The sequence below is a fragment of the Paenibacillus sp. J22R56 genome, from assembly GCF_056269375.1.
The window spans coordinates 354482-378207 of the sequence record NZ_JBWDNV010000004.1 but is presented as its reverse complement, the minus strand read 5'-3'; the positions used below and the strand labels follow the sequence as shown (position 1 = coordinate 378207).

At 52.8% G+C, this 23726-nt stretch carries 20 protein-coding genes; 5 read left to right on the top strand and 15 right to left on the bottom strand.

From position 1 onward, the window contains the following. Nucleotides 1-55 precede the first annotated feature (55 nt). From AC0YNT_RS12410 to AC0YNT_RS12400, 3 genes are read left to right on the top strand one after another with little or no spacing between them, the layout of a single operon-like run. Nucleotides 56-502 carry a hypothetical protein gene (locus AC0YNT_RS12410; protein ID WP_475804836.1) on the top strand — a complete coding sequence of 149 codons (447 nt, stop codon included), beginning with the start codon at nt 56-58 and terminating at the stop codon, nt 500-502. 3 nt (nt 503-505) lie between these two features. Further along, nucleotides 506-736 carry a helix-turn-helix transcriptional regulator gene (locus AC0YNT_RS12405; RefSeq protein WP_475804835.1) on the top strand — a complete coding sequence of 77 codons (231 nt, stop codon included), beginning with the start codon at nt 506-508 and terminating at the stop codon, nt 734-736. A gap of 2 nt (nt 737-738) precedes the next feature. Continuing rightward, nucleotides 739-1422 carry a DUF4386 domain-containing protein gene (locus AC0YNT_RS12400; RefSeq protein WP_475804834.1) on the top strand — a complete coding sequence of 228 codons (684 nt, stop codon included), beginning with the start codon at nt 739-741 and terminating at the stop codon, nt 1420-1422. A 62-nt stretch (nt 1423-1484) separates the two neighbouring features. Here AC0YNT_RS12400 and AC0YNT_RS12395 read toward each other — a convergent pair whose 3' ends face one another. The 13 genes from AC0YNT_RS12395 to AC0YNT_RS12335 all read right to left on the bottom strand — a co-directional run bounded on the left by AC0YNT_RS12395 (nt 1485) and on the right by AC0YNT_RS12335 (nt 18303). Beyond that, nucleotides 1485-2477, bottom strand: a complete 993-nt coding sequence (locus tag AC0YNT_RS12395; protein ID WP_475804833.1) for a hypothetical protein — start codon at nt 2475-2477, stop codon at nt 1485-1487. 129 nt (nt 2478-2606) lie between these two features. Then, nucleotides 2607-3857, bottom strand: coding sequence for a molybdopterin-dependent oxidoreductase (locus AC0YNT_RS12390; protein WP_475804832.1), 1251 nt, complete (start codon nt 3855-3857; stop codon nt 2607-2609). A 12-nt stretch (nt 3858-3869) separates the two neighbouring features. Next, the gene (locus AC0YNT_RS12385) at nt 3870-4919 is read right to left on the bottom strand and encodes a sensor histidine kinase (RefSeq protein WP_475804831.1); all 1050 of its coding nucleotides are present in this window, start codon (nt 4917-4919) and stop codon (nt 3870-3872) included. Further along, the gene (locus AC0YNT_RS12380) at nt 4916-5662 is read right to left on the bottom strand and encodes a response regulator transcription factor (protein ID WP_475804830.1); all 747 of its coding nucleotides are present in this window, start codon (nt 5660-5662) and stop codon (nt 4916-4918) included. Before AC0YNT_RS12380 ends, AC0YNT_RS12385 begins: the two co-directional genes overlap by 4 nt. A 39-nt stretch (nt 5663-5701) precedes the next feature. Then, nucleotides 5702-5848: a hypothetical protein gene (locus tag AC0YNT_RS12375; protein WP_475804829.1), complete on the bottom strand. Its 147-nt coding sequence runs from the start codon at nt 5846-5848 to the stop codon at nt 5702-5704. A gap of 188 nt (nt 5849-6036) precedes the next feature. Further along, a complete protein-coding gene (locus AC0YNT_RS12370) occupies nt 6037-6225 on the bottom strand; it encodes a hypothetical protein (protein WP_012772497.1) in 189 nt (62 codons plus the stop codon). Between the two features lie 196 nt (nt 6226-6421). Continuing rightward, nucleotides 6422-6616: a hypothetical protein gene (locus AC0YNT_RS12365; RefSeq protein WP_475804828.1), complete on the bottom strand. Its 195-nt coding sequence runs from the start codon at nt 6614-6616 to the stop codon at nt 6422-6424. A 147-nt stretch (nt 6617-6763) separates the two neighbouring features. Then, entirely contained in the window at nt 6764-7195 is a 432-nt protein-coding gene (locus AC0YNT_RS12360; RefSeq protein WP_475804827.1) for a PaaI family thioesterase, read from the bottom strand. Nucleotides 7196-7217: 22 nt separating this feature from the next. After that, complete coding sequence (locus AC0YNT_RS12355) at nt 7218-9476, bottom strand: long-chain-fatty-acid--CoA ligase (RefSeq protein WP_475804826.1); 2259 nt, start codon at nt 9474-9476, stop codon at nt 7218-7220. A 15-nt stretch (nt 9477-9491) separates the two neighbouring features. Next, nucleotides 9492-11267, bottom strand: coding sequence for an acyl-CoA dehydrogenase family protein (locus tag AC0YNT_RS12350; RefSeq protein ID WP_475804825.1), 1776 nt, complete (start codon nt 11265-11267; stop codon nt 9492-9494). 86 nt (nt 11268-11353) lie between these two features. Further along, nucleotides 11354-12565 carry an acetyl-CoA C-acyltransferase gene (locus AC0YNT_RS12345; protein WP_475804824.1) on the bottom strand — a complete coding sequence of 404 codons (1212 nt, stop codon included), beginning with the start codon at nt 12563-12565 and terminating at the stop codon, nt 11354-11356. A gap of 936 nt (nt 12566-13501) precedes the next feature. Further along, nucleotides 13502-15922, bottom strand: a complete 2421-nt coding sequence (locus AC0YNT_RS12340; protein WP_475804823.1) for a 3-hydroxyacyl-CoA dehydrogenase/enoyl-CoA hydratase family protein — start codon at nt 15920-15922, stop codon at nt 13502-13504. 134 nt (nt 15923-16056) lie between these two features. Continuing rightward, entirely contained in the window at nt 16057-18303 is a 2247-nt protein-coding gene (locus AC0YNT_RS12335; protein WP_475804953.1) for a (Fe-S)-binding protein, read from the bottom strand. Nucleotides 18304-18567: 264 nt separating this feature from the next. On the opposite strand from AC0YNT_RS12335, the gene AC0YNT_RS12330 reads away from it, so the two are divergent. Further along, complete coding sequence (locus tag AC0YNT_RS12330) at nt 18568-19383, top strand: electron transfer flavoprotein subunit beta/FixA family protein (protein ID WP_475804952.1); 816 nt, start codon at nt 18568-18570, stop codon at nt 19381-19383. A 1341-nt stretch (nt 19384-20724) separates the two neighbouring features. Next, nucleotides 20725-21705, top strand: coding sequence for an electron transfer flavoprotein subunit alpha/FixB family protein (locus tag AC0YNT_RS12325; protein WP_475804822.1), 981 nt, complete (start codon nt 20725-20727; stop codon nt 21703-21705). A 336-nt stretch (nt 21706-22041) separates the two neighbouring features. On the opposite strand, the gene AC0YNT_RS12320 is transcribed toward AC0YNT_RS12325, so the two are convergent. Then, entirely contained in the window at nt 22042-22713 is a 672-nt protein-coding gene (locus tag AC0YNT_RS12320) for an SOS response-associated peptidase (protein ID WP_167278475.1), read from the bottom strand. Between the two features lie 70 nt (nt 22714-22783). Continuing rightward, on the bottom strand, nt 22784-23635 hold the full coding sequence (locus AC0YNT_RS12315; protein WP_475804821.1) for a helix-turn-helix domain-containing protein: 852 nt from the start codon (nt 23633-23635) through the stop codon (nt 22784-22786). Nucleotides 23636-23726: the final 91 nt, after the last annotated feature.

The following is a 23726-nucleotide window of genomic DNA, read 5'->3' as shown; positions in this document are numbered from 1 at the left end:
AATTACATTTTGTATGTAGAACTTAACTATTTTTACCATTTAAGGAGGTGCAAGCTTGACCTACCAGGAGAAGAAGAGCATCACGACACTAATCAGCGCCGTACTTATTTTCGCATCCTATTGTTTGTACATGTATCTGCAGTACCCCGAGGAGGGGCTCGAGCTCGAAGAAAGCTTCCGTTATTGGGGCTCCTTCGTCCTTGTCTTGACGTTGGTATCCATCGTGGCTCATATCATCATCAGCATCATCTTTAACATCATTTTCCGGATCACCACTGGGGAGAAGGAACCCACCTTCGCCGATGAACTGGATAAATTAATTGAGTTAAAAGCACACCGGAACTCTTTCTTCCTCTTTATCCTCGGCTTTCTGCTTGCCATGGGATCACTGGTCACCGATCAGCCGCTATCTGTCATGTTCGTCATTCTTATCGCTTCCGGCTTCCTATCCGATGTTACCGGATCTATCACAAAACTTTATCACTACAGGAGAGGAGTCTAAGCTATGAGCAAAAATCTTGTCGGCAATCACATCCGCAAATTACGATTCAATCATAATGAAATGACACAGCAGCAATTGGCTGACAAGGTTGGCGTAACGAGACAAACGATTGTAGCGTTGGAAAAGGGCAATTATTCCCCGTCTCTCGAATTGGCCTTCCGCATTTCACACGCCTTTGGCTTACCACTTGAGGAGGTATTCTTTTACGGGGATGAATCTAATTTGGGAGGTTAACTATGAGATCAGCTATATCAACAGGGAAAGTGACAGGTGTACTATTTATCCTTGCGGCGGTTTCTTCCATTATTGGACTTCTGTTGTACGACCCCATCCTTAACGGTTCTGATTACCTGGTAAACGGCGCTTCACATGCCAATCAGGTGATTACCGGAGCATTAATGGAATTAATTCTTGTCATATCTGCGGTTGGTACATCTATTACGATGTTTCCACACTTACGCAAATACAATGAAACCCTTGCACTAGGGCATGTCTGTTTTCGTTTTCTTGAAGCCATAATTATTACCGTTGGTATCCTCAGTGTATTGTCCCTGCTAACTTTAGGTCAGGAATTCACCGCAGCAAGCTCCCCAGATATAGCGATATTCCAGGCTTCCGGCACCGTACTAAAAGCGATCCACGACTGGACCTTCCTGCTTGGCCCCAACTTCATGCTTGGCCTTAATACTATGCTGTACAGTTACATTTTCTATCGTTCCGGTCTCGTACCGCGGCCAATCGCTATTCTAGGTATGACTGGCGCTACCCTCATTTTCATCGCATCCATATTAGAAATGTTTGGTGTATTCCCTCAACTTTCCGTGTGGGGTGCCCTGCTCGCTGTTCCCGTTGCGGCGAATGAAATGATTCTAGCTGTATGGCTTATTGCAAGAGGATTTAATAATAAGTCTGTACTCTGACCCGAGAAAGGCCGGAATTCCACTAGGGATCCCGGCCTCGATTATATATTTGGCTTTTTAGCTCATAAGGTTCCATTCGTATTGATGACCGTAGCTGTAAGGCCCCGGCTATTAATTGCCCCTCCGGCTAATTGCACTTGTGATGTGGCAAGACCCGTTACTGTAAGAGAGTAGGTATACGTTCCTGGACCCGGATTGTCTACCCAACTTAGACTAGTCGATACGGCAGCTTGAGAGAAGTCCGTCTGATTCGCTTGCTGCATAATAGCTTCGTTATTAGTAGTAATAACATCCGCCGGGTTTCTGGACAGGAAGCTGTTAACGGAATAGCTTTGGACAAAGGTAAAATCAACGTTTGTAATAGCATCCAGCTTCACGACCTGGTTAGCTCCAAGAACGATAGGCGTTAAGGTTAACTCCACCGTGACCTGGTTATTTACTAGAGGAATCGGTGTATTGCTGCCGGCGAACCGGATATCCACAATACCTGGAGGACCAGATAGACCCTGCACACCTTGCTGCCCATCTGCACCTGTTGCCCCCTGTACTCCGACCGCGCCCTGAACGCCTTGCACACCTTGCACGCCCTGCGCACCTTGCGATCCTTGAGCGCCTTGAGCTCCCTGTGCACCTTGTGTTCCCTGCACTCCCGCTTCTACTTGTGCACCGGAAATATCTGAAGCCACCGCAGTCCCTCTTATATTCGCCGCTTGAATGGCTTGCACGAATGCCGGGGTTGATACAAGCGTGGGCAGCACAGACCGAACAGCGTTATCAAATACGGGATGGGCAATCACTTGCGGCAGAACCGTACGAACGACCCTATCGAATGCAGGAGTTGCTAACACCTCCGGTAAAGCGGAGACGATCGATCGGTTAAAACTTGGGCTCGCAATCAAAGCCGGTACGACGTTTGCAGAAATTTTGCTTGAAGTAACCGCATTTCTTGCTAATTTAGTGGTCGTTATTGCTCTTGGAGCAATTCTTCTTGCGGTTATGGGTAGCTCCAATTTGCTGACCCGTTGTTCAATGGTGAGCCTTTTTCTTCTAGCCAAAGTTCCATTCCTCCTGCCATCCAAACTTACCTACCCTGGTTAACAGTGTATTGGATGGTCAACCGTCATGGCACGATATTTGCCCCTGAGCAAAGCGTCTATTTTAGTACACCTTGTTTCAAGATATTCTTACACCCAAGCATCAATATCATAGCCGCGCTCTTCCCAATACCCCACATGATCCTTGTCGATCAGCTCGATCCGGTTCAGCCACTTCACCGACTTGTACGCGTACATCTTCGGTACGATTAACCGGACTGGTCCGCCAAGATCATTCGGAATCAGGTTGCCGTCATGCAGCACCGCGACCATAATATCGTCCATCTGCGCCTGCTCGAGCGTGAGCGAATCGGTATATACGCCATCTCCGGAATAAAACTTAACTGTCTTCGCGTTAGTTTTAACTCCCGCCTCTTGAAGGAACTGCTTCAGCGGAATGCCTTCCCACGTGTTTTTGTATACGGACCAGCCCGTTACACAGTGAAAATCACTCACCTGTACCTTCCGGGTCAGCTTCACGAACTGCTCCCAGTTCCATGACATTGGCTTATCGACAAGGCCGTCGATCTTAAAGGACCAAGTCGCATTCGAGAACGAAGGAATTGGCGTCACCGAATAGATGCGGAAATCCCCTTTCGCTCCCCCACCCACAGGTGGGGCAGATGCTGGCATTGGCTGCGGAAGAGGAACCATTTGATTGCCATCCCTCGTCACGATTTCCTCATAGGACGGGCTGCCGATGCTAACCCCAAGCGTATTCACGGTCCATTTGAGGAAAGACGGCCCTACCGCTATCGCAATGCCCCCGCCCACTGCCCATTTTACAAAGGCTCTCCGGGATAAATACGATTGCGGACTTGCAGCAGGATGAATGACTGTCCCACCTTCTTTTAACTCTCGCTCTGTCCGCACCGTCCGGCGGTTTGGTTCCTTCAGCCACTTCGCTCTCGTAATCGAATGATAGATGATGTAAGGAAGCCCGACCCAGGTCAATAGATCATGAACCGTCAGGGCATGGTTGGACCACCATGGACCTACTGTACGGAACTGCCACAGCAGTAAGCCTGAGATCAACCATCCAACCAGAAGACCCAGCACGACAAATACATTAAACTTCTGCCAAGGCTTACCCCTCAGCTGCTTCCAGTGCTTGGCCGCGAGCAGGAGATAGAAGATGACCGGTGCAAGAGAGAGCAGCCCAACAATAATATGCAGCTCCTTCAACCACACCCGGCCTTCTCCAAGCGTACCCCGCCAGTAATTCATGAACAGCATGACTCCGGACAATGCCAGGATTACGACAATCCAGCCGTTTATCGTGTGTAGTACAACCAGCTTCCTGCCAAACCCTTTACGCAGCCGCTTCAACAACTCGCCCACTCATCTTCCTCCTTATTGGACCATCTTCACTTCCTGCACGGTGAACCAGAACCGACTTCCTTGCCCTTCCGCCTGCTCTACACCAATACGTCCGCCATATTGCTCGACCAGCAGCTTGGCAATCGACAACCCGATTCCAGCCCCGCCGCCTTGACGACTTCGAGAACGATCCGTTCGATAAAATCGTTCAAAGATCCGTTCGCGTTCCGCTTCCGCAATACCCGCTCCTTCGTCGATGACGGATATTCGGATGAGTTCTCCCTCAAGCTCCTCAGCTGCAATGACGATAAGCCCTTCCTGAGGGGAATAACGAACCGCATTTTCGATTAAATTTTGCAGTACACGTTGAAGATGTCTAGCCAGCATATTCACTCGCAGCGAGCGGTCAGGCAACCTCACCCGCAGTTGAAGCTCTTTCGCCTCAAGCTGAAGCGAAAATCTCGGATGCAGCTCTAGCAGCACATCCTCTACTACCGCCGGCTGGCTTTCCTCTCTGCTTTGCGCCCCCGCATCGAGCGTCGAGAGCTCAAACAAATCTTGTATAAGCTCGCTGAGCCTTACTGTCTCCGAACGAATTGTCGTCACATAACGGCGATAGGTTGATTCGTCCTGGATCACACCATCCTCCAGCGCCTCTGCGTAAGACTGCATGGAAGCTAGCGGCGTACGTAGATCATGCGCCATATTTGCAACAAGCTCACGTTGAGCCGCTTCTGCAGTTTTCACCTGACGAAAGCTTTGCTCCAGATTGGTTCCCATTGTATTGAACTGGTCAGCAAGCAGCTTAAACTCCGTCAAGCCGGTATTCTCAACTCTTGCTTCCAAATCACCTGCAGCAATCCTTGCTGCCCCCTCACTCACTCTGCGAACAGATGCCTCAAGAGGTCGCACGAGAAGGAAGAACAACAGCGACGAGACGATACCTGCCCCAACTGTCGCAATGCCAAGCCAAATCAGCTGTTCCCGCGTAACGAGCATATATTGAAAGAAAACAAGCAGCAGAATAATAATAAAAGCGATACTAATCGTGTTCGCTAGCAGCAAATAGGAGCGGAGCTTCATGTAGTACTCCCCTTACTATCGAGCTTGTACCCGATGCCCCACACCGTCTTAATCCATCTCGGATCAGAAGGATTTGGTTCAATCTTCTCCCGCAGACGTCGGACATGAACGGTCACGGTCGTCGTATCGCCGTCATAGGCGATGTCCCACACCTGGTTCAGCAGCTGGCTGCGCGAGAATACTTTTCCCGGATATGTAGCTAGTAAATAGAGAAGGTCAAACTCCGTTACTGTCAGCTCAATATCCACTTGCTGCACAGTGACTCTTCTCTCCTGCGGAAAGATCGATAATCCTTCATAATGGATAGCCTTTTCGCCATCGTCCTCTTCCAAAGCTTTGCTGCCAACATCCCGTTCACCGACCGCAGCGTCGTTCTTCCAGCCCATTCTTCGTAAAATATTATTGACCCGAAGCACAAGCTCTCTCGGGCTAAAAGGCTTTGTCATATAATCGTCGGCGCCCATTGTCAGACCAAGCAGCCGGTCCGCTTCCTCTCCGCGGGCTGTCAGCATAATAATAGGCGTATCGTCTGTCTGCCGGATCGTGTCACAGACTTCAAGTCCGTCAACCTTCGGCATCATCAGGTCGAGGACAAGCAAGTCCGGGCGATGCTCTCGCCATAATCGGAGTGCTTCTTCCCCGTTCTCAGCAACCCATACCGTATTGCCCTCCCGCTCAAGATACCGTCGGCACACGTCCGTTATATTCCGTTCATCGTCCGCGACAACAATACATGCGCCCATTTTATGTCCTCCCGTCAAAAGTAGTACTAGTTGCTTCTATTATACGGCCTGTTCATCCCAGATACGACTTTCCTCCTGAATGCAGAACAATCCCTCGCCAAGCAAGGCGAAGGACTTGTATGCTGCACTGATCAGCAGCATTCCTCCGATAATTAAGGTACTCCATAGTGTTTTCTTCATCATCATCTTTCCCTCGAATGGTTTGTTTCGCCCTCAACTTGCCTACGAGACATAGCTTAGCGGACAAAACTAACCATCCAAGAACGAGGTCCTTGCAAAAGCATTATCAAATCCTTACAAAAGAATTACATTTTCCAAGCACAAAAAAGGCTTTGCATCTGTATGCCACAGATGCAAAGCCATCTTTACGTCACTCAACTGACCGAGGAGTTGATCTTACCCATCTCGTCTTCCACTAAAATTGTTAATTCATCCTCGTAACCACCCGTAATTCTGTACTTCCGGATATAATCCTTTACAAACTTACGCGGGTCCTTAGGTTGAAAAATTCTCGTGAGTTCCTTCAGGCTTTCCTTGACCTCATTCTGGCTATGCTTCGCCATGAAATCTCCTCCCCTATACGTTGGATGGTCGTCCTAAACAACAAATCCGAGAACGGATGCGGCACTTACACCGCAATTACCCCCATTCGGTGCAGGCAACTCCATGGTCAATGAGTCACAATGTTTGCATTTTTCTTACTATTATAACATTTCGGGCAAGATTGTAAAATAAACAAATATTAATCCAATCCTTACCTTAGCTCTCCCCGGGCGGCTTCACAGCAGGGACTACTTCCTCTGTAGGAGCCGGTTTCACGGGTGGAGGCGGGATGTCTGTAGGTGAATGATGCGTCTCGTTTCTATTAAACATTCGTAAATAAGCAAAAACACCGATCAATGCAACTGCAATACCGAATATCAACACTACTGCCGTAATCCAACCGTCGACCATTTTCCCGCCTCCTCTCTTCTTATATTTATCGGCAAATCGATGCTTTCGTTACAGTTCATTCGCCCATAAAATTTTCTTCCATATATAGGATATATTATATCGAAGCAGCGGCCGGGCAGCAACTCGGACCATCAGACTATTTCCGTGTTACCTCGATACAATTCGGTAAGAACCGCTGCCCCATGCGATAAATTTTTCGTCCTCATCTTTCACCGTTGCCTGAAGCGTAATGGTCCTGCCGATACGATGTATAATCTCGGCTTCACACACCAGAATTCCACTTCTTGAACTCTCCAAAAAATGCGTATTGAGCTGGGCGGTTACCGTTTTCTCCCGACAAGCGACCATTACGACCAGCCCCATCGCATTATCCAGCATAGACATTAACACTCCGCCATGCACGATCCCAATCAAATTCAGATGACGCTGCTCTGCGTGCAGACGGATCGCCGCTTTTTCAGCATTCGCATATACGACTTCACAGCCAAGCTCACTCCAGAAGGTTCCACGAGCCAGCTCCTCCAGTCTTGCCAAGTGCTCCTCGATGTCCACCTGCTTCACGACAAAATCCTCCGACACGCCTCGCTCACCGCCTTTACTATTACTTTTCCTGTTCCTGTTCCTTTTCCTTCTCCAGCTCTTCAAGCAGCTTTCGCCTTAATACTTTGCCGATCATTGTCTTCGGAAGCGACTCCCTGAATTCATACAGGTGTGGCACCTTAAACGCAGCAAGCCGTTGTCTGCACCACACATCCAGCTGAGCAGCCGAGATGTAGGAGCCTTTTTTCAGCACAATGTACGCTTTCACGGTCTCGCCCCGATAGGGATCTTTGACTCCCAGAACAGAGGCTTCCATCACCGCCGGATGCTCATACAGCACTTCTTCAATCTCACGCGGATAAATGTTGAAGCCGCCTGCGATAATGATATCTTTAATGCGATCTACGATTGTAAAAAAACCATCCTCATCCATATAACCAAGATCGCCCGTATGCAGCCAGCCGTCGCGCAGCACAATGGCGGTTTCCTCGGGATTGTTCCAATAGCCTTTCATCACCTGCGGTCCCCTTACAACAATCTCCCCAACCTCCCGTATAGGGAGAGGCTTGCCTTCCGGGCTGAAGATTGCTGCTTCCGTGTCCGGGAACGGAAAGCCAATCGTACCGATTTTGCGTTTGCCCCAGAGCAGATTACTATGCGTGACAGGTGAAGCCTCCGTCAGACCATAACCTTCAATCAGCTTGCCACCCGTCATCTTCTCGAACTGCTCCTGTACCTCAAGCGGCAGAGCCGCAGATCCGCTTACACATATTTCAATGGAGGAAAGGTCTGTGCTTGCTGCGTTCTTATGATTAATAAGAGCAATATACATCGTTGGAGCACCGGGAAATATAGTGGGCTGCTGCCGGCTGATTGTCTCCAGCACAGTCTCGGTCTCGAAGCGCGGCAGCAGGATAAGCGAAGATGCGCGCAGCACCGAGAAATTCATGATGACGGTCAAACCAAATACGTGGAATAACGGCAGTGCCGCTAGAAATCTTTCGTAGCCATCCTTTGCTTTGTAGCACCAGGCCGCAATTTGCATCGTATTGGCAACAAGGTTCCGGTGTGTCAGCATCACCCCTTTCGGCGTTCCCGTCGTACCACCTGTATATTGAAGCTGCGCAAGATCGCTGCCGTGAATGTCCGTGATGACAGGCAGGTTAGAGCTGGAGGAAAGCAGCTTTTTGTAAGACACAACACCTTGGCGGCCATAAGGAATATCTGCTTTGAAGCCTTCTTTGCGTTGTTTGAGCGGGTAAAGCAGGTTTTTCGGAAAAGGAAGTCCATCCTTAAGTGACGTAATGATCACGTTCTTAAGATTTGGCAGAGGACCTGCCTCAGGGAAATCACCACGAACGCGTGCGAGACGCTCATAGAACAGATCCACGGTAATAATAGTCGTAGCACCGCTGTCGGACAGCTGATGCTCGATCTCCCGCTCGACATACAGCGGATTCGTCTGTACAACAACAGCTCCCACCATTAGAGCAGCATAGTAGGAGATAACCGCCTGCGGACAGTTCGGCAGCATGATGGCGACGCGGTCTCCCCGCTTCACACCAAGGGTGATAAGACCGTTCGCCATGCGGCAGGTATGATCATATAACTCGCGGTAAGTGATGGATTTGCCTAGAAAATGAACAGCTTCATTAGCCGGATACTTCTCTACGGCATTGATCAGAAATTGAGGGATGCCATAGTTCGGATAATCAAGAGTAGCCGGAATTTCCAGCGGATAATGGCGCAGCCATGGTTTTGGGATTTCCGCTGCAGCGGCGGGCTCATCCGTAGGCGAAGCCGCGGAAGCGACGACTTCTTCTGCTGGGGCTTCCGCAGAGGAATCCTCGAGAGAGGATGCTTCGGCGGTTGAGTCGGATTGCGGTTGTGACGACAGTTCAGGCTGGGCGGCAGGAGTTTCATCGAGTGAGTTTGCCTCGGTGTGCGGAGCAGGCTCCGCTTCTTGCGGTTCATCAGATGAAACAGCTTCAGCGGTTGTGTCGGACGGCGGTTCAGCCTCGGCATTAAGAGCAGCAACGAGAGGCTCCCCAATTGGGGCAGCCTCCTCGACAGTCTGCTCGAAACCTGCTTCAGCAGGCTCCTCGTCTGAAGTTTCCTCTGCTAGTACGGTATCTTGCCCAGGCTGATCTTCTGTTTCCAACATTACAGATAACTCTGCTTCTGGCTGTGCTGCATCTACGAGCTGCGAGGCTGCGGCTTCCTCCTGCTGTGGCGGAAGTGACGTTTCGATAGGTGTGGAATTGGTCGGCTCTTGCCGATCCTCGGGTACAAGCGGGCGTTCCGGATTTGACGGATCCATAAGGCGTTCCCCCTCCTACACAATATATTGCTCCCCGCGAATGACGCGTGCGGCAACCTCTCTTTTGGCGGCAATCGTATCCACCAGCGGAGCACGCATCAGCTTCTTCAAGACAGAAAGTTGCATTTGCAGGGCATCCCCCTTGGCGAGTGCTGCAAGAGCAATCTTCGCAATCGATTCGATCTTCTCCAGAGCCTCCTGAACAAATATTTCAGTCATTTGAATTGGGTTCTTCGCTTCTGCTCCGCTTTGCATGAGCTTTTGTGTACGCAGCAGCGCGCTTTCGGCAGCGAACAGCTGGATCATGATATCTGATAGCGAGCAGAGCACTTCCTGCTCCTGATCCAGACGAGTTCCAAGCTTTTGCACGGCGAGGCCACCGACTGCAAGAAATGCTTTTTTCCCCTGTGCAACGCGGTACGCCTCACGACTCAGCGGCTCGTCAAACGGCGGCACCGGCATCGGTTGAAGCAGCTCCGCCTGCAGGGCTTGCGCTTTTTCGAGGAGTGGAAGCTCGCCTTTCATTGCTTTTTTAAGCAGCGTTCCTGGGATCAGCATCCGGTTAATCTCGTTGGTCCCTTCGAAAATCCGGTTAATCCGCGAATCCCGGTAAATACGCTCGACCTTGTACTCCTTGATATAGCCGTAACCGCCATGAATTTGCACGCCTTCATCCGCCACAAAATCCAGCGTCTCCGACGCAAACACCTTAATAATTGAGCATTCCAGCGCATACTCACTAATCGCTTTCGCAGCCCGCACGCCAGAATCCGGCGCATCAGCGCCTGCTCCTTCTGCGCTGAGCATCGCATCAATCCAGCCAGCGGTACGATACACCATACTTTCGAGCACATACGTCTGGATATTCATATCCGCGAGCTTAGCGCCGATCAACGGATAGGAGGAGATGGCGCGGCCGAATTGTTTTCGCGTGTTGGCGTATTTGGAGGCTAGTTCAATCGTTTCTTTCGACCCGCCAAGGCAGCCTGCTCCAAGCTTGAACCGTCCGATATTCAGAATGTTAAAGGCAATCTTATGTCCCTGCCCAATCTCGCCAAGCACATGATCTACGGGAACAGCCACATCTTCGAAAAATAGCGGACGAGTCGATGAGCCTTTGATCCCCATCTTGTGCTCTTCGGGACCAACACTGAACCCCGGCATATCCCGCTCCACGATAAACGCGGTGAAAGCTTCTCCATCCACCTTCGCATACACGATAAACACATCCGCGAATCCCGCGTTTGTGATGTAAAGCTTGGAGCCATTCAACAAGTAATGACTGCCGTCAGGCGACAGCCGTGCTGTTGTTCTGGCACCTAAGGCGTCCGATCCGGAGGCCGGCTCCGTCAAGCAATAGGCTGCGATTAACTCACCGGTAGCAAGCTTCGGCAAGTATTTGCGTTTCTGCGCAGCTGTCCCGAAAAAGACGATCGGCAGCGTGCCGATCCCCGTATGTGCACCTACGGACAGCGCGAAAGAGGAGGCGCGGGCAAGCGTCTCCGACAGCAGCGTTGTACTTACTTTATCGAGCCCAAGTCCACCATAGGCCTCAGGTACATCAGCTCCGAGCAGCCCAAGTTCTCCTGCTTGGCGCATCAGCTTCACGGTTAGTTCATAATCTAAGCCCTCAAGCCGTTCATCAACAGGGAAAATTTCTCCCTCCATAAACTGCTGTGCCGCATCCGCCATCATCCGCTGCTCCTCATTGAAATCCTCCGGCGTCACCGTTGCCGACGGCAAAGCGTCTTCGATGACGAATCTGCCGCCAAAACGAATGTTTTCCCCCATGCCTTAAGCTCTCCTTTCAGTTGGCCTTCCTGCTTCCTCCACCTTCGCTCTATCGGGCTATCGGGCTATCCGGCTATCGCGCTATGTTATGCGTACACTTCGAACACTCCTGCCGCTCCCATGCCTCCACCGACACACATTGTGACAACACCAATTCCGCCGCCGCGCCGCTTCAGTTCATGAATGAGTGATACCGACAGCTTCGTCCCTGTACAGCCAAGTGGATGGCCAAGTGCAATCGCACCGCCGTTCACATTTACGCGCTCCGGGTCGATGCCTAGCTGCTCAATAATCGGTACACATTGGGCGGCAAAAGCTTCATTCAGCTCGAAAATATCAACGTCATTAACCGTTAAGTTAGCAGCTTGAAGCGCTTTTGGCACGGCCTCGATTGGGCCGATACCCATCACTTCCGGGGCGACCCCTGCAACACGATAGGTGCGGAAAGCAGCCAAAGGCGTTAGCCCAAGCTCCCTTGCTTTTGCCCGGCTCATCACAATGACTGCGGCTGCGCCGTCGCTCATCTGTGAGGAGTTACCTGCTGTTACCGTTCCTTCTCTTGCAAAAGAAGGCTTCAGCGGAGCAAGCGTCTCCGGCGAGGTTTCTGTGCGGACACCTTCATCTGTGTCGAAGATGAAGGTTTTTTCGATTGGACGTCCAGCTGCATTCACATCGGATCGTGTAGCGGTAACCGGTACAATCTCATCCTTGAAGCGTCCTTCCTGGATCGCCGCTGCCGCCTTGCGATGACTCGATGCTGCGAATGCATCCTGTGCGGCACGCGTGACATTGTAGCGGCGGGCCACTTCCTCGGCGGTATGACCCATGCCCATGTACACTTCAGGCATGGCATCTACAATGCCCGGATGAGGCGACAGCTTGAAGCCGGTCATCGGCACATGGCTCATGCTTTCCACGCCGCCAGCCACCAGGATGTCGGCCTCGCCAAGGCGAATCCGTTCCGCCGCATAAGCAATCGACTGCAGCCCCGATGCACAGAATCGGTTGACCGTTACGGCTGGCGTTGTCACAGGGAAGCCTGAATAAAGCGAGATGATCCTCGCCATATTCAGCCCCTGCTCGCCCTCCGGCATCGCGCAGCCGATGATCACATCCTCGACATCTGCTGCATTCAAGCCCGGTACCCGCTCCAGCGCCGCTGTCAGCACGGCCCGTCCAAGGTCCTCGGCCCTCGTCTCCGCCAGACTCCCCTTCTTCGCCTTGCCAACCGCGGTGCGTACCGCGGATACGATAACGGCATCGCGGTCACTATCCACAAACTTGCCCGCTGCTCCCATAAGCGTCCTCCTTCTTTTTGGCGCCGCGCGCGGCATTCACGCGCAGCGCCGTGTCATTCACCGGCCGATTCACTCCGAACAACTTGGTGCGTTGCAGATAAGATCCTCGCAGGGCCTTATTCGCTCCACAGCCCGCGTTTTCGACTACCTTTCTGCTTGAGTTCGGGAGGATAAGGCCCTCCCAGGGCCTTATTTGCCCCTTCGGCCCACGTTTTCGACTAGCTATCTTCTTAGATCTTGAGAGATAAGGTCCTTTAGGGACCTTATCGTTATTCAAATGAATAGCTACTGAATACTTAAGGCCCCTAAAGGGCCTTAAGTACTTGAGCGTTTACTGCTGCTTTTCAGCGTGGATCCTGAGATTTAAGGTCCCTCTGGGGCCTTAACATGCTCCAAACGGTGAACTTCAGGATACTTAAGGTCCCTGAAGGATCTTAAGTATCTGGAAGCCAACACTTTTCTCCCCTTTACTGCCTGGATTCGGATGTACGTTGGAATTACTCCAGTAAAAGTCCAGCAGAAGCTCGTATGACGCACCTACGTTGGATTCTCTACAGTAACATTCGCTCGTTCATACCATCCCCGCAGAGAAGTTACTGATTATGCTGGATGGAATCCACTGTAGGACTAGTTACTTGTTGATAGCGCGGCATTAGGCTGTACGAAATACAGTCTGGGTGCGGAATGAGCTTTGAAGTTAGCGTATAGATGAGTGCAGATTTGAGTGTGAATATGAGTGTTGATAGGAATGTGGATGTAAGTTTAGATGTAAGTTTAGATGTAAGTTTAGATGTAAGTTTGGATGTAGATAAGAATGTAGGTGCGAGAGTAGGTATGAGAGTATGTGTGAATGTTGCTAGGAGTGTGAATGCGACGCACCTCTGAGTCGGGCATGGACTCTAGGCAACAGCCACACTACGTCCTGCGCCGACCTGCCTAGTTCCGCAGCGGCTTGCCGGTGGTGAGCATGTGGCTCATGCGATCCTGCGTCTTGCGTTCTCCGCAGAGACTGAGGAAGGCTTCGCATTCCAGATCGAGCAAATATTGCTCGCTCACTTCTGCTCCTGGCGCGGCATCACCGCCGGCCATCACATGAGCGAGCTTATTACCGATCAGCGCGTCATGCTTGCTAATTTGGCCGCTAAGCAGCAGGCTATGCACGCCCATGCGCAGCACCGCTTTGCCCTCGCGGCCAGCAACACGGACGCGTGTTTCCGGCTGCGGCGTATAGCCCGCACGGTCAAGCTCTAGCACCGCTCGCTTGGCTTCAGCAATGCGGGCATCCTGCCGCATAATGACACGGTCCTGCGGACGCTTCAGCCCAATGCGGTCAACATCGAAGCCGCTTGTGGAGGTGCGAGCCATCGCAACCGTCTCAAACAGTGCGTTCAGATGCGGCTGAATTTCGCCGCCTCCAGCACGCGCTGCTGCCATAACGGCGGCTTCCTTCGAGCCGCCGCCCGCTGGGATCAGGCCGACTCCGGTCTCGACGAGGCCAAAGTATGTCTCCGGCGAGAAAATAATCTGATCGGCCGGCAAACAAGCCTCGACGCCTCCGCCAAGCGTCATCCGATGAGGGGCGGCGACGACGGGGCGGTCTAATTTTTTTATCGAGAGCATGCTGCTCTGGAACATCCGGATGATGTCTTCGACTTCATCCCATTCGCCGTTTTGCGCCTCCATGAGCAGAAGCAGCAGGTTGGCACCTACGCAGAAATTACGTCCATCGTTAGCGATAACCAGTCCGCGCCAGTTGCGGCTAACCTCATCGGCTGTCCGCCGGATGGCCGTCAGTATCTCTCCTCCGATGGCGTTATTTTGCGAGTGGAATTCGAGGCAGACGACGTCATCGCCAAGATCGATTAAGCTGGCATCTGAGGTGCGCAGTACCGTCCTGCCCGCTTCCTTCAAAGCACCAAGCGATATTTCATCCGGCGATTGTTCCTCTATGGCATATCCACTACCGCTCGCACCTGAGTAAACCAATCGCTTGCCTTCCTGCACCGCGTAAAAGCTGCTATGACCTCCCGCAATCCATTGCTCCACATACTCCGGCACCACGTCCCCTTCAGCCTTCATCCGGGTAACGGATTTCTGCAGCCCAAGCGCATCCCACAACTCAAAAGGTCCAAGCTCCCAGTTAAAGCCCCATTTCATCGCTTTGTCGATATCCGAGATGGAATCGGCAATAACTCCAACAAGGTTGGCCGAATAGAGCAGCGTCCGCTTAATGGTCTGCCAGGCAAACTGGGCATAACGATGGTTCGGATCGGTGCCCAGCAGCGCCTTCACTTTTCCTCCCGTTCCTTTCGCTGCCTTCGCTGCGTCTATGATCGGCCCCTTAACCGAGCTTCGAGCTCTATAAGCAAGCGATTGCAAATCTAATGATTCGATCTCACTGCCGCCTTTTGGCCCCTTGATTTTCCGATAAAAGCCGCCTCCACTCTTCTCCCCTAGCCTGCCTGCAGCTACAAGCTGTTCCAGCAGCGGAGGTCTGGCGAACGTCTCGCGCTCCGCAGGATCTGAGCTTTTATCCCGGACGTTATCTACGACATGAAGCAGTGTATCAAGGCCAACCAGATCAAGCATCCGGAAGGTCGCCGTCTTTGGACGGCCCATGGCAGGACCTGTCAGCGCATCGGCTTCCTCCACCGTAAGTCCGTACCTCAGAACCTCCTCCAGCGTTACGAGCATGCCGTAAGTGCCAATCCGGTTCGCGATAAAATTCGGCGTATCCTTCGCTACAACAACACCTTTACCAAGCCGCTCCTCGCAAAGCTCAGCCAAGAGAGCCGTAACCGCAGGATCGGTATCTGCCGTCGGCACAACCTCCACCAGCTTCATATAGCGAGGCGGGTTGAAGAAATGAGTCACTGCAAAATGCTGCCTAAACGCCTCACTCCTGCCTTCCACCATCTCAGCCACGGATAAGCCCGACGTATTCGAAGTCACAAGCGTTCCCGGCTTCCATACCGACTCCACTTTCTCAAACAGACTCCGCTTAACATCCAGCCGCTCGACTACCGCTTCCACAATCCAGTCTACCTCAGACAAGGCGGTGAGATGATCCTCCAGATTACCTGCCGTAATCCTCGCCGCAAAAGACGGCTCATACAGCGGTGCAGGCTGCGCCTTCACCATACGTCCGATTGCTGCTTGTGCAAGACGGCTCCGCACCTGCGGGGAAGCGAGGGTAAGTCCTCGTTTTTCCTCCTCTGGAAGAAGGGTTTGCGGCACGACATCAAGCAGCAGTACACGCATACCGGCATTCGCCAAATGCGCAGCAATCCCGGCGCCCATAACGCCAGACCCGATTACCGCCGCGCGCCTCACTGTACCCGTTCGATTCATCGACATTCGACAGTACCTCCTCAAAAGAATGGCCACATTAATGGCCGTTTTTGGCCATTTGTGGATATTCTTACTTCGTAAGCATGAGCTTAAAGAATGACCACGTTAATGGCTGCCACCTCTAGCCGCTTTGGCAATTCTTACTTCGTAAGCATTACAGTCTCCCCGCCGAATACGCTTGCTGCAAGCAGCTCTGCAACATCCCTGGCTGACGTTTTTTCATCCGCTTCGAGCAGCTTTAATCCATCTTCCATCATCGTTAAGCAGTACGGACACGCAGAACCGATAATCGTCGGACGCACCTCCAGCGCTTGCGAGACTCTCGCCCTGTTAACGCGCACACCACTTTGTTCCTCCATCCACATAAGCCCGCCGCCTGCACCACAGCACATACCGTTCTCGCGTGAACGAGCCATTTCTTCAAGCTCAACGCCAGGAATAGCCTTCAGCACTTCCCGAGGTGCATCATAGACACCGTTATACCGGCCTAAATAACAGGAATCATGGTAAGTAACCCGTTCTTTCAACACATACGCAGGCTTCAGATGACCTTCCTTCAAGAGACGGGCAAGCAGCTCCGTATGATGCTCGATCTTGATGCTCTTTGGCAAACCGAAGTCCGGGTATTCTTTAAGGAATGCATTGTACGTATGCGGGCATGCCGTAACGATCCGGGTTACCCCGTAACGAGCGATGGTCTCGATATTTTCGCGGCATAACTCTTGGAATAAAAGCTCGTTGCCAATCCGCCTTGCGGTATCACCCGAGCTCCGTTCCTCCAGACCTAGCGTAGCAAACGACACCCCCGCCCGGTCCAGCAGCCGCACGAAATCATAGAGTACACGCCGGCTGCGTGTATCGTACGCGCCCATTGATCCTGCCCATAGGAGGAACTCCGGCTTGGCGGCTCCTTGCTTTTTTATCTCCTGCATCGTCCGGACACGGATGCCTGTGCGGGTCTCGCAATCATCGATCCATGCTGCACGTTCCGCTCTTGGCAGCCCCCATGGATTGCTTTGACGTTCAATATTTTGCAAGGCGCGCTGGCCGTCGAACGGCATCCGTCCTTCCATCAGCACGAGATAGCGGCGCATATCAATGATTTTGTCGACATGCTCATTGCCAACAGGGCACATCTCTTCACAGTTGCGGCAGGTCGTGCAAGCCCACAGCTCCTCTTCCGTCATCACATCCCCAATCAGCTCCAACTCTTCCACCTTCGTGGTCTCCCGAACACCCCAGGCCTGCTTTTGCGCCGTCATTGTTGGAATAATGGAAGTGACACTGCCTTCAGGGCTTTCTTCCCAAATCGGAATAACCGCGCCCATCACATGGGCTCCTGCCAACTGCCCACCCATAGCTGACGGGATCCAAGGTGACTTCGACGTAATGGCGGCTCCTTTTTCCGTCAGGTGATCACGAAGCTTCGTCATCAGATGCATCGGCGACAGCAGCTTTCCGGTATTCGAGGCAGGGCACACATTCGTGCAGCGGCCGCATTCGACGCAGGCGTACAGATCGAGGAGTTGTTTTTGCGTAAAATGCTCTACCTTCCCCACACCAAACGACTCCGCATCCTCATCCTCCAAATTAAGCGGCACAAGACGACCTACTGGCGCGTTCCGCCCCAGCCACAAATTAACGGGAGCCGTTATGAGGTGAAAATGCTTCGACTGCGGCACATACACAAGGAAAGACAGCAGCACAAGTAAATGCATCCACCAGAACAGCTCATAGCCTGCTTCCGCTGCGATACCTTCTGTCGGCATGCCAAGTTTCCCGATCCAGTCCGCAAGTACGGAGGAGACAGGTGCGTAACGTTCAGCTACAGAATGAGCGTCCCCCGACAGCCGCTCGAAGGTTAGGGTCAGCAGAACGGTAAGCATCAAGCCGCCAATAAACCATAGAACAAGAGAAGGCTTCCAGCCTCTTTTCAGCCTTGGCAGCTGCTCGACATACCGGCGGAATGCCCCGTATAAAACAGCAAGGAAGACTAGGGAAACGGTCAACTCCTGAGACCAGGCAAACTGTCCGTAGTAAGGAAAAGGTATCGGGTGACCGCTGAGCTTTTTCCAGATCAGATCTGCCGCCCCAAACTGCAGGATAATAAAGCCGTAGAAGTAAATGAAATGCATGATGCCGCTTCTAATATCGCGCAGCAGCTTGCGATGCCCAAGCACTTGACCTGCTACGGAAGAACGGCCTCTCTTCTTGTGTCGCTCATCGGCCGGTATCTCTTCAAGCGGAGCCGCCCGGCCAAGCTTCATATACCCGACTCTGCGCAGTACAACGGTTGCAAAAGTAACTGCAGCCAGCCCTGTTACTACAGCGAAAAATATCCATCGAACTCCCGTTGTCACCTCATCTGCCGACCACCAATCCAGCATGCCCATACGCGCTTCGCCCCCTTTTGCAGCCCTTCATTCGGACAAGTTCATAAGCGCTTTCTTTCAAAATACCGCGGTGCTCCAGTATATGAGCCCGTTAGCATGAACATGCCGCCCCTTTCGCCGCTTTGGACGGTCTATTTGGCCGTGTTGCCTCATATCGTAGCACTGATGGAAGTTGGGTAAGCCGAGCCTTACGTCTTGGGATTTGGAGAGGGATCGAGAGGTTGGAATTACAGTTTTGGAGGAGGTTATGCTGCGGTGCTGAATATTGTCGTTCTAATAAAACAGACGTTTGATACGGAAGAAAAAATTGCGGTAAAGGATGGCTCGATATCGGAGGCAGATGCCAAACTCGTCATTAATCCTTATGACGAATATGCCCTCGAGGAAGCGTTGCGCCAGCGCGAGCAGCATGGCGGTGAGGTGCGTGTTGTCTCCTGCGGCGGAGACCGGTCGGAGGAGGCGCTGCGTACAGCGCTTGCGATGGGCGCGGATGAAGCTATTCGGCTGGATATTGCTTCTGTGCCGGGAGATGACAGCTTTGCGCTGGCTGCTGCACTAGCGAAGGTGATCGAGCCGCTCAAGCCGGACCTGCTGCTGGCCGGCTTGTTCGCCGTCGACAGCGGCTCCGGCAGCGTTGCGCTCCAGGTCGCAGAGCGGCTGGGTCTGCCGCATGCTTCATCTGCGGTGAAGCTAGGCATTGTTGGGCCGGATGAGGCTAAGGCATCCGGCGAGTTGCCGCCCGGAGCTGCGGTGGCGGCACGGTTCGCTGTCGTGGAGCGCGACGTGGAAGGCGACACGGAGATGGTCGTTATTCCGTTGCCCGCGCTAGTTACGGCGCAGCAAGGCTTGAACGAGCCGCGCTATCCGTCGCTGCCGGGCATTATGAAGGCGAAGCGCAAGCCACTCGCCAGGGTGGCGGCTGCCGCGAGCGCAGACGAAGGCGCGAGAACATCGCGCGTTGAGCTCTTTCCGCCGGCGCCCCGCACGGCGGGCCGGCGTATCGCCGGAACGCCTGGCGAGCAGGCGCTCGAGCTGGTCCGCCTGCTACAGGCGGAGGGGCAGCTGCCGCAGTAGGTGTAGGTGTAGGTGTAGGTGTAGGTGTAGGTGTAGGTGTAGGTGTGACGGGATTGTAGCACTCGCTTGGTGAATGCCGCCGTTAATAGTTAAGTCGATTAATCGGCATTAAGTTTGCGGGAATAGACCATTTCGGCGGCAGCTTTGCTCCTTCATCTATTGTTAAGGTCCCTTAGGGACCTTAACACGGCTCGTGCAACGCTTTTTTAGCTAGTTAAGGTCCTCATAGGACCCTATGCTCGCGTGAACAGACCATTTGAGCGGTAATGTTGCTGTTGTGGCAAATGGTTAAGGTCCCTTAGGGACCTTAACATGGCTGGCACAACGCTTTTTCAGCAGTTGGGGTCCCTGAAGGACCCTATGTTCGCGTGAACTGACCACTTTGGCGGCAATATTGCTGCTGTGGCAATGGTTAAGGTCCCTAAGGGACCTTAACATTGCTCGTGCAATGCTTTTTCAGCTAGTTAAGGTCCCTGAAGGACCCTATGTTCGCGTGAACAGACCACTTTGGCGGCAATATTGCTGCTGTGGCAATGGTTAAGGTCCCTAAGGGACCTTAACATGGCTCGTGCAATGCTTTTTCAGCTAGTTAAGGTCCCTGAAGGCCCCTATGCTCGGGTGAACAAACCACTTTGGGGGTAATATTGCTGCTGTGGCAATGGTTAAGGTCCCTTAGGGATCTTAACCTGGCTCGCGCAATACTTTTTCAACTAGTTAAGGTCTCTGAAGGACCCTATGCTCGGGTGAACAAACCACTTTGGCGGCAATATTGTTGCTGTGGCAATGGTTAAGATCCCTAAGGGACCTTAACATGGCTCGAGCAACACTTTTTCAGCTAGTTAAGGTTCCTGAAGGGCCCTATACTCGGGTGAACAAACCACTTTGGCGGTAATATTGCTGCTGTGGCAATGGTTAAGGTCCCTAAGGACCTTAACCTGGCTCGCGTCACGTTTATTCGGGTAGTTAAGGTCCCTGAAGGACCTTAACCTCACAGAAACAGGCTACTAGTCAAGCGTCCCACCTTGCGATGCCAGAGATAGTGATAAGGCCCTGCCAGGGTCTTATCGCCCTATTCTTCTGCTAGTTCCACTCAGATAAGACCCTGCCGGGGTCTTATCTCGACCGCAACAGCCGAGAATACATCGAATACTAGAAGAAACTAATGATATAAGACCCTATGAGGGTCTTATTCGACACAACGACTACCCGAACTGAGGCAATAAGACCCTCGCAGGGTCTTATTGCCCCTAGAAGGCGAGTGACTAAACAAAAGGTTACTTTAGCAACGTTTGAGTTCAGAGAGAAGCTGCAGTTATAACTGCAACAAAGGAGGAATTACGAATGGGAAGAACAATACTCGTCTTCGCCGAGAGCAGGGACGGCAAGCTGCGCCGTGTGGCGCTTGAGGCGCTTGGCGCAGCCCGGCGCCTCGCTGGCGGAGACGGCTCGGTCCATGCCGTCCTCGCCACAGCCGGCGGCGCGGCCGATGAAGCGGCCGAGCTGGCTGCGCGAGGGGCAGATGTCGTCCATGTTGCGGACGACCCAGCCCTTCGCGCCTTCGCGCCCGAGGCGTACATCGCCGCCTTGCGCGCAGCGATGGAGGCGGTTCGGCCGGACGCGCTGCTGCTCGGCCATACCGCTATGGGGCGCGAGCTCGCGCCCCGCGTGGCCGCGGCCTGCGGCGCCGGCCACGTCGCAGACGTGACCGCCATCGATGAAGAGGGTGGCGTATTTACACGGCCGATCTACGCCGGCAAGGCGTTCGAGCGGCGCAGCTTCACCCCAGGCCAGGCGTGGGTCGTCACGGTCCGGCCGAACAACTTCGAGCCGGCCGAGACCACCGCCGGCGAAGCCCAAGGCACCGTGCAGGCGCTGCCGTTCACGGTGCCGCCGCTCCTGACCGCCGTGCGCTCGCTTGTGCGCCGCGCCGGCGGTCAGATCGATCTCGCCGAAGCCGACGTGGTCATCTCCGGCGGCAGAGGCGTGCGCAGTGCAGCGGGCTTCGAGCCGCTGCAAGCGCTGGCGGGCCAGCTCGGCGGCGCAGTTGGCGCCTCCCGCGGCGCCTGCGATGCCGGCTATTGCGGTTATGCCCTGCAGATCGGGCAGACCGGCAAGGTCGTCACGCCGCAGCTCTACATCGCCTGCGGCATCAGCGGCGCGATCCAGCATTTAGCCGGCATGAGCCAGTCGCGCGTGATCATCGCTATAAACAAAGACCCCGACGCTCCCATCTTCAGCGTCGCTGATTATGGCATCGTCGGTGATCTATTCGAGGTTGTTCCATTATTAACAGATGAGTTCCGGAGAACGCAATCTGGTTAATCATTCTGTAAGTTAATCATCCTACAAGCTAATCACCCAACTCTAACGAATCCTCAGTCGCTTATTCCGCCTCAAACGCCGCTCGCAGAATTCTAACGAATCGTAATAATGCTATTTTCGTAATAATGCCCACCAGATTCACCTAAATCACCAAATAGCGATACGAGGATTCGTTAGATTCCAAAAACTGCCCCAAACGGGTAAATAACGATACCAGGATTCGTTAGCCGGCCAGCCCAGTCCGATGGCCTAGCCTGCCTGCCTGGTTAACAGCCTTCACAGCCCACCACCCACAAAAAAGGCGCGTCCCCCCCTGGGAACGCGCCTCTTCATCAATCAGGCAAAATCCGGACGAATCTCCCGGATACAATCCGGCGACTCATAAGCTTCATCGCCAACCGCATTCGTCACCGGATAAGCCCGCATCCGGTAGCTGTCCATCGGCTCGAGATGCTTGCGCAGCGAGCGGAAATCCGAAATACGCGGATTCAGCCAGTCCTCTATGCCCTCTTCGTCCATAATAATCGGCACATTAGGCTGCCATTGCGACATCGTACCCGAAGCCGGCGCCGTAATCATTGTAAAAGCGCGCACCTCTTGTCCGCTGTAATTCCGCCATACATCGAAGAAGCCGGCGATACCAAACAATCCCTGATTCGGCACGACGATGTGCATCGCACGGGAATCCTTTTCCTTCTGACCCTTCTGCCAGCCGAAGAAGCCGCTGCAAGGTACAACACATCTTTGCTTCCGAAGCATCCGCTCGAAGAAAGGCTTGTTCGACAGCATCGAGCTGTCCGCATTCACCGAATCTTTTGCCCAGAACGGGAACAGCCCCCATCTTGCATCATGCATCGTGCGCAGGCCCCAGCGATCCGTCATTACGATCGACACCGTTTGGGTCGGTGCCACATTAAATCGGTTCGTATAACAGTTAATTAACTGTTCCACCTTAAAAGACTCAATCATATCTCCAACATCTGCTGTAATGGAATAACGTTCTATCATGCAATATAACCCCCTGTGCTTTTTACCAAGTATTTGCTTAAGCACAGGTCGATTATGCGTTAATATCCCATTAATTCGTAAAACGTTTGCGGAATTTAAGCGGCGGCATGCCGGTCTGAGCAGCAAAAAGTCTTGAGAAATGCGGCGTCTGCCTGAATCCGGTCTCCTCTGCTACCCTTGCGATTGGCCAATCTGTCTTGATCAGCAGCAGCTTCGCTTGGTCTAGACGGTAATACAGCAAATATTGCTGCGGCGTACATCCAAATACCTCCGTCATACAACGGGTTATGTAATTGGTATGAAGCTGAAGCGCTTCGCTCAGCATCGTATTCGTAATGATGCTTCGATAGTTCATTTTCAAATAAGCAGCAGCCCGCTCCGCGACGGAGACGCCAGCTTTTGCCGCATCCGAACGCCAGCCCTCATCAAGCATCTGCAGCAAGTGAAGAAAACGCTGCTGACGCTCCCAGAAAGCGCCATGCGAAGAGCTTTGCGCTGCTTCATGCAGCTGGGAGAACAGAAGCTTAGCTTCGTCCGGGAACGATAAATGCATTTTTTTCGGCAGGCGGATGGCATAGGTGTAATAATCTCCGCGCAGCGAGCCTTGCTGACTTCCCTCGGTTTCCTCCCAGGCCCCAACGGTCTGAAAATGTACCCAGTCAAACACCGTATCCTCTTGGCAAGGCTTAAAGGAATGATGCCAGCGGTCTGGCCGAAGAATGAGCACATCCCCAGCATTCAGCGTCCACCGTTTGTCCTCCTCCGCGATATAAAGCGACCCCTGCTGGACAAATAACAGATCAAACACGCCTAGATTCGTCCGGTTCGGATGCTCCTCCCCCGCGTGATAGGTTCTTCTATTTGACTCTATGAAAAACGGCAGCGGCGGCGACCGAAAAGTCAGCAGCAATTCCTCCGACACAAAAACCTCTCCTCGTTGTCTAGTTGTGTGTGTATGTATGCAAAAAATCCCTAAAGCTATTGCCATGTTACATAAATCAACCCTATTTGTC

Excerpts from the sequence above, each read along its gene's own strand:
- AC0YNT_RS12405 (WP_475804835.1), top strand. The coding sequence starts at position 506 with ATGAGCAAAAATCTTGTCGGCAATCACATCCGCAAATTACGATTCAAT.
- AC0YNT_RS12400 (WP_475804834.1), top strand. The coding sequence starts at position 739 with ATGAGATCAGCTATATCAACAGGGAAAGTGACAGGTGTACTATTTATC.
- AC0YNT_RS12385 (WP_475804831.1), bottom strand. The coding sequence starts at position 4,919 with ATGAAGCTCCGCTCCTATTTGCTGCTAGCGAACACGATTAGTATCGCT.
- AC0YNT_RS12380 (WP_475804830.1), bottom strand. The coding sequence starts at position 5,662 with ATGGGCGCATGTATTGTTGTCGCGGACGATGAACGGAATATAACGGAC.
- AC0YNT_RS12375 (WP_475804829.1), bottom strand. The coding sequence starts at position 5,848 with ATGATGATGAAGAAAACACTATGGAGTACCTTAATTATCGGAGGAATG.
- AC0YNT_RS12370 (WP_012772497.1), bottom strand. The coding sequence starts at position 6,225 with ATGGCGAAGCATAGCCAGAATGAGGTCAAGGAAAGCCTGAAGGAACTC.
- AC0YNT_RS12365 (WP_475804828.1), bottom strand. The coding sequence starts at position 6,616 with ATGGTCGACGGTTGGATTACGGCAGTAGTGTTGATATTCGGTATTGCA.
- AC0YNT_RS12355 (WP_475804826.1), bottom strand. The coding sequence starts at position 9,476 with ATGGATCCGTCAAATCCGGAACGCCCGCTTGTACCCGAGGATCGGCAA.
- AC0YNT_RS12350 (WP_475804825.1), bottom strand. The coding sequence starts at position 11,267 with ATGGGGGAAAACATTCGTTTTGGCGGCAGATTCGTCATCGAAGACGCT.
- AC0YNT_RS12345 (WP_475804824.1), bottom strand. The coding sequence starts at position 12,565 with ATGGGAGCAGCGGGCAAGTTTGTGGATAGTGACCGCGATGCCGTTATC.
- AC0YNT_RS12340 (WP_475804823.1), bottom strand. The coding sequence starts at position 15,922 with ATGTCGATGAATCGAACGGGTACAGTGAGGCGCGCGGCGGTAATCGGG.
- AC0YNT_RS12335 (WP_475804953.1), bottom strand. The coding sequence starts at position 18,303 with ATGCTGGATTGGTGGTCGGCAGATGAGGTGACAACGGGAGTTCGATGG.
- AC0YNT_RS12325 (WP_475804822.1), top strand. The coding sequence starts at position 20,725 with ATGGGAAGAACAATACTCGTCTTCGCCGAGAGCAGGGACGGCAAGCTG.
- AC0YNT_RS12320 (WP_167278475.1), bottom strand. The coding sequence starts at position 22,713 with ATGATAGAACGTTATTCCATTACAGCAGATGTTGGAGATATGATTGAG.